Genomic DNA, 14,504 nt, shown 5'->3' on the forward strand with positions numbered 1-14,504 from the left:
GAAGGGCTGATCCCGAAGCGGGAACGAAGCTGGTTTGAGCAAATGAGGTCGCCCGAGCAGCGCGGACTCTGGTGGCCCGTTAGTCGTGAGTTTGGAGCTGCCCAGGACTTGTTGGCCTATTCCATTGTCAATGGGCCTCCGTGCGAATTGATTGCGGTGGCTTCTCCGTATCTTTCTTCGCTACGCTGCCGGGCCGAAACGCCAGGGCGTACCCCCTCTCTCTTGGGGGTGGATGTGATCGCTGTTGGGGAATGGTCGCTGTTGAGAAGCTTGCAAGAACACGTGTTGTTGGATCCGTCGCACGTGCTTCCAGGGATCCTGAATGAGCATGGGCTGCTACGGAGCGGATTGGACCTTGGGGAAGCAGAATCAATCTATCGAGAGTGGGCCAGAATGGGACGCGTCGAGCCCATTGCTGATGTCGGGAGCGGGATTCCAGTTGAAGCTGTGGATATATTTCTTTTGGAGTAGCCCTGCGACACAGCCGAGTATGTACTGGCATTGTTTCAACTGATCCTCTCTCAATGCCCGTTGTTCTGCGTCGAGATGTCGCCGTTCTGCTGCGTGTGTCCGTCGGAGCTCGCCTTCGCCGCTTTCCGAGGGAGGGGGGCGAGCGTAGCTGCTGGTGGTCTGCAGGTGCTGGCCAGCCTGGTGACCCCTCGCAGCTACGATGAAGTAGGACTCAGGGAGCGCTCAACCCGCGAAGACGGAGCGGCGCTCCAGCAGGGACTGGGGCGGGTACTCCAGATCTTTCGCCGAAGCCTGCGCCTGATAGGCAGTCCGTGGTTATAGTGCTTCGTATGAACTCAGATCGTTACAGCAAGTCGGCTGTAGAAAAGAGCATACGAAGGAGGAGTTGGTTTTGATTGCACAGGATTTCCGTGAGGCTGTTTTGCGAGGGGATAATAAAGAAGAGGAATCCGCATTTCGTTCGCTGATCAGTTGTCTCTCCCCAGAAGTCTCTTTCGAAGTTGTTCGTGAGCGACTGATGCTGTTCCTGCCGCTCTTCGAGGCGTACGCTCTGGATTCTGACTGGGCACGTCGATTCTTGGAGGGTGCCGCGGCTTGGTTCGGCGGAACTGACGCTGTTGTAGAGCCTGTTGATTTTGCCTCGGAGGCGGAGAAACACTCATTCGCGGGTGCTGGTAATTACGTCAGCGGCCTTGAAGATCTTTGGTTGGCCATCAGCAGAAAGGCAGAACGAAAAGAATTCGAGCGGTGGATTTTTGATGCCGCTTACGATTGTGCCATGGCTGATTTAGGGCAACTCTGGGCAAAGTTGCATCCGGAGGATTGGTCCAGGTCTAGCCAGGCGTTTGCTGCGGCCGGAGGTAGGTTGGACAAACAAAATTTGCCGGTGCTTACTCGTGTGTACCTCGCCATGAGAGCGGATGAGCGACTTCGGGCGAGACGCGTTCAAATCTGGCTCGATGTGGCTGATCGCATTGAGCAGCTTGTCAGGACGTAAGTGTATTCAGAGTAGATGCGAGGCTCAACATGCGAGCCTCATGGGAACGACCCTGATCTCGAGAGCGCTCAGCTCGAGAAGACGGAGCGGCGCTCCTTGAGCAGGGCCTGGAGCATGCCCTGGATGGATTCGCGGGTGCGCTCGGGTACCTGTGACATGTCCTCGGCGGCCTCCGGCGGCAGTTCGCCCATGCTGATGGGCTCTCCGAAGCGGATGGCCCACCTTGCCGGCAGCGGCGGCAGCGTCACCGGCAGGTACGGAATCCCCAGGAAGCGGGCCGGAATCTTGCCTAACAGGGGCACCGTCTCCTCGGCGTCCCCCCACGATGGTTACCGGGACGATCGGCGTGCCCGTGCGCAGCGCCAGCTTCACGTAGCCGCCCGGCTGACTCAGGTCCATGTCCGAAGATGGAGAGCGAGCCCATGTCCTGTGCTGCTCACGAGCGTCTCCGGGATGGGATGGTAGTCCGTCGCCGAGAACGGAGCTCCGTGCTGGTCGAATGGGGCGGACGGGTATCGGTGGGCGGGTCGCCTGAACGAGCTCTCTCCGAAAGCTGGCCTGCTGGTGGGTCTTGGAAGTTCGCGGGGTTGGTGGGCGACGGATGTTTGAGTGTGCTCCGGTCTCCGTGTTCCCCCTCGGGCTCATCGATGTGCGCACCAGCTCCCTGCTTCGTCTCCAGTGGTCGGCAGGGCCCCTCCGAGCCTTGCCAGCCCGCTGAGTGAAGGTCACCGGCAGAGGTTCAGCGGCGAGGCGTCTCAGGGGCTTCGGGGGGGGGCTTCCTGAGCTGGCACGGCCTGTGCTTCGGCCGCCGGCGACCACGGACTCAATCATTGGCGGAGCTCGAGGCGTCTGTGGTCGTGGGCTCCTGTCCGAAGTGCGCCCGCAGGTGTGGTCAGGAGACAGCTGTTTGGGAGTTGAGAAGCCAGATCGATGCCGCGCGAACGGAAAGAGCGATTCATGAGGCGGATTGTTTTGATGTTGGGGCTCGCCACGGGGGTGTGGGCGGGCTGTTCGAAAAACCAGGCGGAACCCGAGGTGTCCGGAGCGCGGGAAGTGCTCACGGAGCATCGCCCTCTGCGAGCCGAGATGGCGACGAAGCAGATGGGGGAGGACTGCTCGGAGAATGGCGCCAGTGCGTGTCTCTCCGGTGTCTGTCTCCATGTGAAGCCAGGGCGCGAGGAGGGGTACGTCTGCAGCCGTGCGTGCCAGGGCGAGCAGGAGTGTCCTCAGGATTGGCGGTGCGCTCAGGTGTATCCCACGCCTCAGGGGAGGCTGTGTGTCCCTTCGCCCTCGAGGCAGTGAGTCCTTCTCCCAGAATCATCCGTGTATCCATTTCTTTGGCATTCATCGAGTGAAATCGTGCAACAATCCCATGTGTTGATGCGTCGCTGGATTTTGTCATGTCTCCAGTCCTTGTGTTTGCTGAGAGCAACGGCAACCGTGCTCTTGGGGCTCGTGTGTTTCTTGGTGCCCATGCGGGCCAATAGTAATTATGTGTTGAAAGTTCAGAATCCGACCAATCCGAATCTGAACGACTACTGGTTGTGTTCCTGCCCGGGCGAGGAGCCACTGGTATGTTATACAGGGGGCTGCTCCTCTGGTAGCGATCATTATTGTCCGAATCGCACAGGTAGTTGCGAGTTGGTGAAAACTCAATGCCTTGCGAATGGCAACGCCCCGCGTCAGCCAGGTGACACCCGTAGGGTCATCCTGCCCGAAGCCAGGGAGTGTCCGATAAGCGCCAAATGGCGGTGCCGACAAGACTCGGACTGCAAGGCCTTCCCCGGGGGCAGGTGCCTTGTCAATGATAAGATGGATGTCTCGACTATCGAGCAGGCTTCATTCATCTTGAATGAGGGGACTTATTGCGAGTACCCGCCGGAGTTGGAGGGGGGCGGCGACGAGTGCAATGACGGTTTCGACAACGATCACGATGGAGAGGTGGATGAGGACTGTCGGGATGAAGAGCCGGATGGTGGGCCGCCGCCCTCCTGCGTGGGTCCCAAGTGCGCGTGCGGAGGGACGAACAAGTTCGACCCCGTCAACATCGTTACGGGTACGAGCTTTGAGCGAGTCCAGGATGTCGAGGTTGCGGACAGCGTGACGACGCTGAGTTTCGAGCGCACCTTCAGCTCGCGTGCGGACGAGTGGGGGACTGACGCTCCGCTGCTCGGCGTGCCCAAGCCCTTTGGGGCCAGCGTGAGCAACCCGAACTCCGTGGAGTGGTGGCACAATTGGCTGAGCCTGGTGATGGAGCATGCGAATTTCTGGAGTGTCCGAGACAGGGACGGGAGAATGCTGCGTTTCACGCCATGCACGGGAGGAGTGCCGTGCCAGGCGGCTCCATCGCAAAGCAACCCCAGCCAGCGCGAGCGCCTGTGGCGGACGGCCAGCGGGTATGAGTTGGTGCAGGAGGACGGCAGCCGGCTCGTCTTCGAGGCGCGCTTCGTGCCGGCCGACGGCGGACGCAACCGCTACTTCCTCTCACGAGTCCAGTCGCCGACAGGGGTGGTGCTGGCAACGCTCAACTATGCAGCACCGGCGTTGGCGAATTGCCCCTGGGGGGGCGTCGGAAGCAATCCGGGAGTCCCCTACCTGTCGTCCGTGCAGACAGCGGCGGGGAGCACGTTGAGCTTCAGCTACCGGTTGCTGACGCAGCTGAGCGGGGGCGCCGAGTGCGTCATTTCGGCGGTGAGCCTGGGCAGCCCGGGTGGTGTGGATGGGGGCTCCACGGTCCCCGAGGTGACGTACACCTATTCGAGGATAGGAAGCCTGGAGCGCTCCGGGCGTATCGCCAAGGCTCAGTACCGTGCACGGCAGGAGGAGTATCTTTATACGTTGAATCCGTCTAGCTCCTATAAGGTGCAGGATTTCCGGCGCACCGAGCAGGGAGTGGAGCTCGTGCGTCACACCTACGGAACGGACAATCGCGTGTCTTCCGTGACAGGTGGTGGGTCCGGAGTGTCCCTGCAATGGCAGTCGGCGGTGGGGACTTGCCAGCCCGGCTCCAACTGCTGCGGCAAGGTGCCCCAGGTGAAGCAGGCGACGGACTCGCTGGTGGGCCGCGGAGATGGAACCGAGACCGCGGCCTCGCTGACGTACACCTATGAGACGCTCTCCAACTATGGCCAGCAGCTGGCGCCGCGCCTGTATCGGACGACGGAGGCGTGCAGCCCCAGCCAGGCGTGCAGCGCGGGCTCGGAGCGTACGGAGTGGACGTGCTCGGCCGCGGGGATGCCCGGGCATGAGGCGGCGCGCAAGGACAAGCGGGACAACTGGGAGGTGTACGGCTACTCCATGTCCTCGGAGGCGCAGCCGCGCCTGGAGCGCACCAGTGTGAAGCGGGGTGCCTCGGACATGTTCGGTACGGGCGCGCTCGAGGAGCAGACCTTCAGCTACACCTACGGTGCCAACGGGGAGCAGTTGCCGCAGGCTACCGAGGAGCAGAGCGTGCTGGGCGGCACGGGGGCGCGCAAGCGCACGGCGTCGGTGTACGACGAGTCGGGGAGGCAGAAGGCCGTCATCGAGTCCGGCTGGACGCTGGTGCGCAACGGGGACGGCAGCTGGACGCCGACGCGCCGTTTCGTGGGGACCTTCAACTTCACTTCCCATATCTCCTCGGGCGAGTCGATTCCCGACCCGCTGGGCCGGACGATGGAGGTGCACGGCCCGTGCGTCGTCTCCAGTGAGTCCGCCACGGATTGCAGTGCTGCCGGCGACTATTCGCTGACTCGCTACGACTACTACCCGAGCACCGCCGCGGAGAGTGTCCGCAACCGCTTGCAGAAGGTGTCTGTCTACCCCACGCGCACGTCCACTGCGCCGCTGACGACCGAGTACCTCGCTTACGATGCGCGGGGCCATGTCACGAGCGTCAAGGATGCGAATGGTGTGGTGACTGGCTTCACGTATGAGGAAGACAGGCTGCTCCAGACGGTGATGAATGGGCAGTCGACCCAGTACGGCTATGCCGATGGCCGCAACCTGACCTCAGTCCAGTCTCCCGCTGGCAACGCCGAGGTGTTCTGCTATCGGACGGGGACCTCGGGAGAGGCGTGCACGGGAGGGACGCTGACGGAAAAGCTGCAGTGGAAGGCGCGGGCGGCGAGCACGGACGGTACGGGTTGGACGGAGAAGGTGGTGTACACGTACTGGCCGGATGGGACGCTGAAGGAGGAGCGCTACCTGGCGAGGACGGGAGCCACGAGCGAAACGCGGCGGGTGCTGAAGTACGCGGCGGATGCGCATAAGAGGCCCACATGGCAGAAGTGGGGCGACGGGGCGGGGAGCTTCACGACGGCGAAGTCCTTCGATGGTGCGGACAACCCGACAGGCGTGGGGCTTCCCTTCAACAACCCGCCGGCCTGGTGCGGTGGAGTGAAGGCGGACGGGACGCCGCTGTCGCAGCTGTGCTCCTCCATGTCGTATGACAGGGCCAACCGCTTGGTGCAGGTGGACGAGTACCCTGCGGACGGCGTGGCCCAGCGCACGCTCTTCGACTACGATGTGCAGGGCAACGTGACCGGGGTGAAGGTGGGGTGCTTGGCTACGGACTCCTTCGGTAGCTGCGGCCAGCCGGCGGCGACGTACAAGTACGACGACTTCGGCAAGGTGGTGGAGGTGGCGTTGCCGCACGCCGATGGACCGGTGCGCTACGCCTACGATGTGCTGGGCAACGTGGTGGTGAAGGAGACGGAGGCCATGCGGCAGGCGCACGAGTACGTCTCCTACTCCTATGACATGCTCTCGAGGCCTGTGTCCGCCCAGCGGGTGTACGAGACGGGGACTGAAACCCTCTACCGTTTCGGTTACGACTCGCAGGGAACGTCCCCCTCCGGCTGCCCGGCCCTGACCTACACGATGGGGCGTACACGTTACCGGGAGGATTCCTTCGGACAGACCTGGTACCAGTATGATCCGCAGGGCCGCGTGCTGGGTGAGGTTCGCGTGAGGGCAGGGCAGACGACGTGCGGCACCGTGGTCAATGCGAACCCGCACACCTATTACACCTACTCGGCCAACGGAAACCTCGCCTCGGTGACGTACCCGAACGGGCGGACGGTGACGTATGTGTATGGGACAGGCGCCAACGCGGACAGGGTTGCCGCTGTCGATGTGACGCTGTACGACGGCACGGTGTGGACCACGAAGCGACTGCTGAGCAACGTCGCGTGGGAGCCATACGGCGGGTTGCGGGGCTACACGCTGACCCACCCCACCACGGGCACGACGAGCACGGTGGAGTACGGCCTGGGAGATAACGGTTCAGTGGCGCCCACGGGCTGCTCGACGACCTTCCCGTCTGTGGCGAGCTCGGACCTGACGGGTCGGCTGCGCAGCCTGAGGGTGTCCTCGGGCGCCATGGCCATGGGGACCGGAGCGGGCGACATCTACCAGCGCACCTACACGTGGAAGGCGGACCAGGTCGTACGTACCGACACGTGTCTGCTCGGGGCGTCGGCGCCGAGGACGGAGAGCTACGGCTACGACAGGACATTGCGTCTGACGGGAATGCAGTGGTCGGCCGAGAGCATCACGGGCGGTTACGGCTTCGGTTACGATGGTCGTGGCAACCGGACGTCCATGAACATCGACGGTTCCTCCTACAACATGAGCTACGCGGCCGCGCCTCGAGGGGACAGGCTGACGGGCTGGAGCTCTTCTGCGTCAAACAGTCTTTGGGGCTACACGCTGGCGTATGACGCGGAGGGGAGAGTCACCCGGAAAGAAGGAGCAAAAACACTCGATGGACAGCCGACGTACACGTTGGGGTTCAGGTATGGGCAGTCAGTGGGAGTGGCCACGGAGACCGTCTTCCGGGCGGTGGAAGTGAACGGCGTCTTCTACAACTACTACTACGACGCGCAGGGACGCCGCCGGTCGAAGAGCTACCCCGGAGGTACCTCGGACGAGTTCTTCCACGACATGTCGAGCAAGATGCTGGTGGACCGTGGAAGCAGCAGCACGACCACTCCGGTGGCGCATTACACCCAAGACGACTACGTGTGGCTGGGCGGGCGCCCGGTCGCCATGGTGCGCGGTAAGCTGAGCAATACGTGGATTCGACTGTCTGACAGTTCGACGGATTGCAGCCGTAACGGAGAGGCCTCGGCATGCGGTGTGTACTTCCCGGTGACGGATCACATCGGCAAGCCAGTGCTCATGCTGGACGGTGCGGGGCGCGTGGCGGGTGCCGTGGACTATGAGCCCTTCGGCCAGGCCAACCGGGTGGCGCTGCACGCGGAGACGGGGCATCCTCTTCCCACCATGGGTAGTCCCTACACGATGGCAGAATTGAGGCAGCCCACGAGTGCGTCTACCCAGGTGAAGATGCGAGTCCTCTTCCATCTGCTCGATACGAAGGGGCAGGGCCACCTGAACCTGGTTGACGGGACGGATGGACGCACGCTCTCCGATGCCATTGATAGTTCCGAGCAGGGCCATTTCTGGTCTGGATGGGTGCAGCCCTCCGCAGGATATGCGAAGGTGAGATTCACCTACACCACGTCGTGCCCCGTCATTTGTAATGACCTCTTCTGCCACGAGGACTGCACCACCGAATCTTTCGCAGGGACTCAGGCGAATTCTTCCTCCAGCACGTCGACGGGAGTGGTGATGGAGGCGTACGAGTACCAGCGCTATCAGACGGGCGCGCAGCCATTCTGGACGCCGCTGCGCTTTCCTGGCCAGTACTACGACGCGGAGACGGACCTCTTCGAGAATTGGAACCGCTACTACGATCCGAGCATTGGGCGTTACCTGCAACCGGAGCCGATTCTTCAGGACCCGCAGAGTCACCTGCGGTATGCGAGGCTAGGGCATGGGCTTCCGGTGTATGTGTTCGCCTTGAGCAATGCATTAGCATTCTCAGATCCAACCGGGCTCGATATCTATATGTGCTCCAAGCCACTGGATGCACTGGTTCCGTATGGTGGCGGAAGCGACAAGACTGCAAGAAGAAGCTATCCTTATGTTTTCTTTTTGCCGCTGTATCATCAGTTTTATTGTGTCACCGCTCCGAATGGTGAGCTTAAGTGTTTCGGTAAGACGTCTGCGAATGGTGGGGCGTCGGGTCCTGGGGTGCCATCTCGAGATGAGTATGTTCCGGAGCGGTGCGATCGCGTTGATGACAGTAATGGTTGTTTTGAACAGTGTATGTTTGATATGGGGATGAATCCGGGCGATCGAATGGATTACTCTCTTGGGTTGAGGGATTGTCAAGAGTGGGTGGGGTATGCGAATAAGATGTGCAGGTTGCGTTGCAAAATGTAGGGGCCGATCCAGCGAGTGCTTGTTGCCACTAGTCTTGATGTGCGTATTGCTTGCATGTAGTAAAACGCCCTCTGGGCTTCGATGGGTCGTCCCAGAGAAATTTGAGGGCTGTGTCACCACTCGGTTTCAAGTGAAGGGAGCGCCTCCATTGCCGATGGAAGATGGTTGGTACCTCATCAGTGCTCCACCAGATGGGCAGGTAACGACATCGACTAAGCCTTTATGGGGCGAGCGGCTCCAAACCGAATTCTACGCTCAGAGCGCTATGGGGCGTCGAAGAGTGCAGCCCTCCTGTGATGGTGGAACGACAACGAATGTAGCTGAGGGGACGGTCAAGCTGACTTTCTGTTTCGGTCCAATTTCACAGCGCGACTGTCTTCGGATTCAAGGAGCCGCAGCAGAGTGATTTGCAATCCACGCCTCGTGACACTCATGTGGGTAACAGAAGTGTCAACACCGCCGTAGTTTCGGTGGGTGCTGCGGCGGGGTAGGTGAGCACCAGTGTGGAGGGGATGCCTCTGAATTTTAGGGGCATCCCCTCAATGCGTCTTCACCCCGCGAAGACGGAGCGGCGCTCCTTGAGCAGCGCTTGGAGCATTCCCTGGATGGACTCGCGGGTGCGCTCGGTGAGCCGCTGCACCTGCGACATGTCCTCGGCGGCCTCCGGCGGCAGTTCGCCCATGCTGATGGGCTCGCCGAAGCGGATGGTCCACCTCGCCGGCAACGGCGGCGGCGTCAGCGGCAGGTACGGAATCCCCAGGAAGCTGGCCGGTATCTTCCCGAACAGGGGCACCGTCTCTTCGGCTCCCACGATGGCCACCGGGACAATCGGTGCGCCCGTGCGCAGCGCCAGCTTCACGAAGCCGCCCCGGCCGAAGCGCTTGAGCTGGTAGCGCTGCGCGAAGGGCTTGCCCAGTCCCTGGATTCCCTCGGGGAAGACGATGACCGGGCGCAATTCGTCCAACAGCCGCAATGCGTTCTCCGGGCAGGCCCTCACCGCGCCCAGCCGGTTCATCAGCGTGCCCAGCATCGGCGCGTAGAAGACCTGGTCCTCCGCCAGCCAGCGCGCTTCCTGCAGGTCCGGCCGCTCCCTCGAGAGCGCCTGTTGCAGCACCGGCCCGTCGATGGGCAGCGCTCCCGAGTGGTTGGCCACCAGCAGCACCGGCCCCGACGGCACGTGGCTCGCCCCCTGCACCGATACCCTCCAGTACCGCTCGTAGAGGAAGTCCAGCACCGGCTGCATCACGCTGCCGAGCGCCGCGTCCTTACCGTACTCGTCGATGGCCGTGCCGCCGCCCACCCCGATTCCCGTCAGCGCCGCGCCCAGCAGCCCCTGCGCCGAGCCCATCGTCTTGCCGAGCCGCTCGCTCGCCAGCGCCTGGAATGCAACCTCCTTCGCCAGCGACATCAGCCCCGCGACCCGTGCCCCGAACCGCGGTGACTCGGCTCCCGGGGACGTGGAGGTGAAGAAGATGTCCGTGGTGGTGGTGCTCACCGCCGGCAGCGCGGGCGCCAGCGCGGCTTCCACCTCCACCTCGATGCGGGCCTCCTCCACCGCTTCGGCTTCGCTGTCGGGGGCGTACTCGTCCATGCTCCCGTCGAGCACCTCGACCACCACCGCCCCATCCTCTCGAATCGCCGCCACGTCCTCGAATCCCGGCATGGCGACCGGCCCGGTGGGCAACGGCTCTCCGATGGTCTCTTCCAGCTCTCGCAGGGCCTCCGCGGCCGTGAGGGCCTCCGCTGCTCGCTCCAGCAGCTCCGCGTCTACCTCCGCTTCCTCGGGATTGTCGGACGCGGTGGAGGCCGAGGGCTCTCGCGGCTCCATCGGCTCCTCGACGAAGGCCCTCGCCTCCGCCGAGGTCGGTGGCTGGGTCGGCGAGGGTGGCGCCGCGACCGCAGTGCCTGGCTCAACTCCGGCGGCGGTGGCTGGCTCGGGCGTGATGTGTACTTGCGGCCGGGCCGGAGCACCTGTGGCCTCGGCGGGGATTCTTTCTTCGGTCACGCCCGTGGCTCCCTCGGGCGGTACGCGCGCTCCCGGCCGGGGCGATGCCGTTCCGGTCGCGGCGGCGGCAGTCGGCTCCTTGGGCGCCTCGGCCTTTGGGCGTGCACCCGTGACAGGCTTGGACGAGGGCTTCGATTCCACCGGCTTCTGCGCGGCGGTCTTCTCGGTGGCCTCGGTCTTCGCACTCGCGGTCGTGACGGAGTGGGGGGCCGGCTTTGACTGCACCGGCTTTTGCGCGGTGGTCTTCTCGGGGCCGTCGGCCTTCGTACGCGTGCCCGCGACAGGCTTGGGCGTGGCGGCCTTCGTCGCCGGCTTCGGCGCGGCGGCCTTCGTGGGGCTTTCGGCCTTCGCACGTGCGCCCGCCGCAGGCTTGGGCGCCGGCTTCGCGACGGCCTTCTCCTTCTCGGAGGGCGTCTTCTTCGCGGTCTTGGCCGGGGCTGCCTTCTTCGCGGCCGGTGGCGCGGCCTGGGCCTTCTTCGGCTCCGGGGCGGTGGGCGCCGTGCTGGCCGACCTGGGCTCCGAGGGCCGCTGCGCCGCGCCCCGCTGGAAGGGATCGTTTCCGAGCACTCCCTTGGCCATGATCAACTCCTCCGCATCGCCGCCACGGCGTCCCGGGCGTGGAACATGGGAATGAAGCCGAGCTCCTCTTCCGCCCGCTCGCCGTTGGCGACCCATCCGTAATGCATGTAGTCGAGCAGCGCGGTGGGGAATCCCGGTCCCCCCAGCGACGTCATCGTCTTCAGGGCCGCACGGTAGAGCGGTCCGGGAAGGGGGAGCGGCTGCCCGCCCGCCTGCCGGATGAGCCCCGACAACGGCAGCACCCCTCGGCCCACAATATTGAACTCGCCCTCGGCATTCGCGCTCAGGGCCTGGTACAGCGCCCGCGCCGCGTCCTCCTCGTGCAGCGCCTGCCAGAGCGGATCGAACCCGAACAGCGTGGGCACCACCCGGTGCGCCAGCATGCGCGTCGCCGGGTTGTCCACGTTCGGTCCGAACAGCGGCGCGAAGCGCAGGACGATGACGCGCGTCTCCTGGTGGCGCTCGCGGAAGGTGCGCACCTGCTTCTCCACCTCGACCTTGTCCGTGACGAAGCGGCTGCCCGGGCAGCCCATCAGCGGCGTCTCCTCGCCCAGCAGCGCGGGGTTCTGGCCTCGCGCCCCGTAGAGCGCCGTCAGCGAGGGAACAATCAGCCGCGGCACCCGCGCTCGGCCCACCGCGCTCAGCACGTTCATGGTGCCGATGACCTCGAGCTCGTGCGCCAGCGACCCATCCCTCACCGGCCCGTACAGGAAGGCCAGGTGGTAGAAGACGTCCACCGGCAGCTCGGCGAGCGCGTCGGACAGCTCGCTCTCGGCGTCGTGCCGCGTGAGGTCCACGCGATGGAAGTCCACCTTGTCCCCCGCGGGCTTCGCCACGTCGAGGACCAGGATGCTCTCCACGTCGGGATCTCGCTCCAGCAACGGGAGCAGCAGCCGGCCGAGGTCACCGGCAGCCCCCGTCACCGCGACGCGAAGTCCCCCCTTGCTCGCCTGAGTTGCTTCCATACGGGAGTGGGCGTGATAGCTCAGAAGCCCCACGGTTGTCAGCCGCGATGCGTCAGGTTTGCTGGCCAACTTCGCGGGTCCTGCGCATGATGTGACCTCCCATGGCACGTATCGCCCGTCTCAGTGATGTCCTCATCAACAAGATCGCCGCCGGCGAGGTCGTCGAGCGCCCCGCCTCCGTCGTGAAGGAGCTGGTGGAGAATTCCATCGACGCCGGCTCGCGCACCGTGCGCGTGGCGCTCGAGCGGGGAGGGCTCGGGCGCATCACCATCTCGGACGACGGGCACGGCATGGGCCCCGACGACGCGCGGCTGTGTCTGGACCGCCACGCCACCAGCAAGCTGCGCGAGCTGGATGATCTGTTCACCCTGAGCACCAAGGGGTTCCGGGGCGAGGCGCTGCCGGCCATCGCGTCTGTCTCGCGGTTCACACTGCACACGGCCGTGCCCGAGGCGCAGGTGGGCACGCGGGTGGTGGTGGAGGGGGGCAGTGAGCCGCTGCTGGAGGAGGCGCCGCCACGGGTGGGCACGGTCATCTCGGTGGAGGACCTGTTCTACAACACGCCGGCGCGGCGCAAGTTCATGCGCCGGGAGTCCACCGAGCTGCAGCACGCGGAGGAGGCGGTCATCCGGTTGGCGCTCGCGCATCCGGACGTGTCCTTCTTCGTGGAGCACGGGGGCCAGCAGCTCTTCACCAGCCCGGCGAGCCCGGGAGATCCGCGCGAGCGCATCGCCGCGGCGCTGGGGCCCGGAGTGCACCCGCACCTGGTGCCGGTGGAGGAGCGGAGGCTGGGGGTGAGCGTCACCGGACACATCGCCTCGCCCGAGTACACACTGCCCAACGCTCGCGGCATCTACACCTTCGTCAACCGCCGCTACATCCGCGACCGGGGCCTCAACAGCGCCATCCAGCGCTCCTTCCAGGAGTTCCTCGCGGCCGGGCGCCAGCCGGTGGTGGTGCTGTTCATCGACATGGACCCGAGGACGGTGGACGTGAACGTGCACCCGCAGAAGCTCGAGGTGCGCTTCGCGGACGGCAAGGGCGTGGGCGACACGGTGCACGCCGCCATCTCCCGCGCGCTCCGGGCCGCGCCCTGGCTGGGCAACACGGGGGAGGGTGGGGGAGCCGAGCCGCCTCGGCAGGCCGCCCACTACGCCATGGCGGTGGAGCGCTTCCTCACCCGGGCCCAGGAGGCCACGTGGGGCGCGCCGCTGCCCCTGCCGGGCACCCAGGACGCTCCGGCGCCCGGGCCCTCGGAGTTGCCCTTCGCCGCGCTGTCCATGCCCGCGGCGTCCGGCTCCGCCTTCGCGCCCTCCACCCCGCTGCTCCCGGGGCGCTCGCCCGCCTTCGGGCAGGCCCTGCCCCAGCTCAACGAGGCGCCGCCCCCGGGCTACTTCGGCGCGCTGCGGCCCATGGGTGTGCTGGGCGAGCGCTTCCACGTGTGCGAGGGGCCCGGCGGCACGCTGGTGGTGCTGGACGCTCACGCCGCCCTGGAGCGGGCGAGGTTGATGGCCTTCCAGCGGATGCTGGCGCGCGAGGAGCCGCCGGTGCCCACGCTCTTCGGCGCCACGGTGGAACTGCCCGTGTCGGTGGCCAAGGCGCTGGTGGAGGGGCGCGAGGCGCTCTCCCGGCTGGGGCTGGAGGTGGAGCCCTTCGGCGGGACGACGCTGGCGCTCAAGGCGGTGCCTCCCGTGCTCGTGGGGGCGGATGCCCGGGCGCTGCTGGAGGCCCTGGCGCGGGCGCTGCCTCCTCCCGGCGCGGCCCTGGACGCAGTGTCCCTGGCCGAGGCCCTCCGGGTGCTCGCCTGCCACGCCGCTCGCCATGCCGAGGGCCAGCTCTCCGACGGCAAGCTCCGGGCGCTGCTCGGCGAGCTGGACGCGGCCGACTTCCACCCCTCCTGCATTCATGGCACGGTAGTGGTGCTCGAGGTGCCGCTCCTGGAGCTGGAGCGGCGCGCACTGCGGCCTCCCAACCCGAAAATTTGACCCCCAACACGTCGCTGCTACGGTGCGCCACCTGCCTGTAGCACCCGGGCGGACTGACGCGAGGAGGAGCGCATGCGCGGCGTGATCACCCTGCGAGACGTGGTGGCCAACGTGGGTCTGGTCCGGCGGGAGTTCGGCTCTTTGTGTGTGGTGCGGTGCCTGCTCGCCGCGCTGTCCCGCCGCCGGACCACGTTCCTCGAAGTCGCGCTGCGCCTGAAGGATTCCTGACC

The 14,504-nt window shown here is 65.2% G+C and carries 8 protein-coding genes; 5 read left to right on the forward strand and 3 right to left on the reverse strand.

Features of this window, described 5'->3' with window-relative positions:
* Positions 1-862 precede the first annotated feature (862 nt).
* Complete coding sequence (locus tag DAT35_RS47100) at positions 863-1,468, forward strand: hypothetical protein (protein WP_146210165.1); 606 nt, start codon at positions 863-865, stop codon at positions 1,466-1,468.
* A 68-nt stretch (positions 1,469-1,536) separates the two neighbouring features.
* Here the strand turns inward: DAT35_RS47100 and DAT35_RS47105 are convergent, their stop codons facing one another.
* Positions 1,537-1,770, reverse strand: a complete 234-nt coding sequence (locus tag DAT35_RS47105) for a hypothetical protein (RefSeq protein WP_233262122.1) — start codon at positions 1,768-1,770, stop codon at positions 1,537-1,539.
* Between the two features lie 1,510 nt (positions 1,771-3,280).
* Here DAT35_RS47105 and DAT35_RS47115 point away from each other — a divergent pair.
* Both DAT35_RS47115 and DAT35_RS62560 read left to right on the forward strand, forming a co-directional pair.
* A complete protein-coding gene (locus tag DAT35_RS47115) occupies positions 3,281-8,740 on the forward strand; it encodes an RHS repeat-associated core domain-containing protein (protein WP_146210166.1) in 5,460 nt (1,819 codons plus the stop codon).
* A 37-nt stretch (positions 8,741-8,777) separates the two neighbouring features.
* Positions 8,778-9,146, forward strand: a complete 369-nt coding sequence (locus DAT35_RS62560) for a hypothetical protein (RefSeq protein WP_369946353.1) — start codon at positions 8,778-8,780, stop codon at positions 9,144-9,146.
* Positions 9,147-9,290: 144 nt separating this feature from the next.
* Here the strand turns inward: DAT35_RS62560 and DAT35_RS47120 are convergent, their stop codons facing one another.
* Positions 9,291-11,324 (reverse strand): 1-acyl-sn-glycerol-3-phosphate acyltransferase, encoded by a 2,034-nt coding sequence (locus DAT35_RS47120; protein ID WP_108075912.1) that lies wholly within the window; start codon positions 11,322-11,324, stop codon positions 9,291-9,293.
* A gap of 2 nt (positions 11,325-11,326) precedes the next feature.
* Positions 11,327-12,289 carry an NAD-dependent epimerase/dehydratase family protein gene (locus tag DAT35_RS47125; protein ID WP_108075913.1) on the reverse strand — a complete coding sequence of 321 codons (963 nt, stop codon included), beginning with the start codon at positions 12,287-12,289 and terminating at the stop codon, positions 11,327-11,329.
* Positions 12,290-12,390: 101 nt separating this feature from the next.
* Between DAT35_RS47125 and mutL the strand changes: the two genes are divergently transcribed.
* Together mutL and DAT35_RS60245 are read left to right on the forward strand one after the other, a co-directional pair.
* Positions 12,391-14,274, forward strand: a complete 1,884-nt coding sequence (mutL, locus tag DAT35_RS47130) for a DNA mismatch repair endonuclease MutL (protein ID WP_108075914.1) — start codon at positions 12,391-12,393, stop codon at positions 14,272-14,274.
* Positions 14,275-14,346: 72 nt separating this feature from the next.
* Positions 14,347-14,502: a hypothetical protein gene (locus DAT35_RS60245; protein WP_199243218.1), complete on the forward strand. Its 156-nt coding sequence runs from the start codon at positions 14,347-14,349 to the stop codon at positions 14,500-14,502.
* The last annotated feature ends 2 nt before the right edge of the window (positions 14,503-14,504 follow it).

Source organism: Vitiosangium sp. GDMCC 1.1324 (assembly GCF_003044305.1).
GTDB lineage: Bacteria > Myxococcota > Myxococcia > Myxococcales > Myxococcaceae > Archangium.

Excerpts from the sequence above, each read along its gene's own strand:
- DAT35_RS47125 (WP_108075913.1), bottom strand. The coding sequence starts at position 12,289 with ATGGAAGCAACTCAGGCGAGCAAGGGGGGACTTCGCGTCGCGGTGACG.
- DAT35_RS62560 (WP_369946353.1), top strand. The coding sequence starts at position 8,778 with ATGTGCGTATTGCTTGCATGTAGTAAAACGCCCTCTGGGCTTCGATGG.
- DAT35_RS47115 (WP_146210166.1), top strand. The coding sequence starts at position 3,281 with ATGGATGTCTCGACTATCGAGCAGGCTTCATTCATCTTGAATGAGGGG.
- DAT35_RS60245 (WP_199243218.1), top strand. The coding sequence starts at position 14,347 with ATGCGCGGCGTGATCACCCTGCGAGACGTGGTGGCCAACGTGGGTCTG.
- mutL (WP_108075914.1), top strand. The coding sequence starts at position 12,391 with ATGGCACGTATCGCCCGTCTCAGTGATGTCCTCATCAACAAGATCGCC.
- DAT35_RS47120 (WP_108075912.1), bottom strand. The coding sequence starts at position 11,324 with ATGGCCAAGGGAGTGCTCGGAAACGATCCCTTCCAGCGGGGCGCGGCG.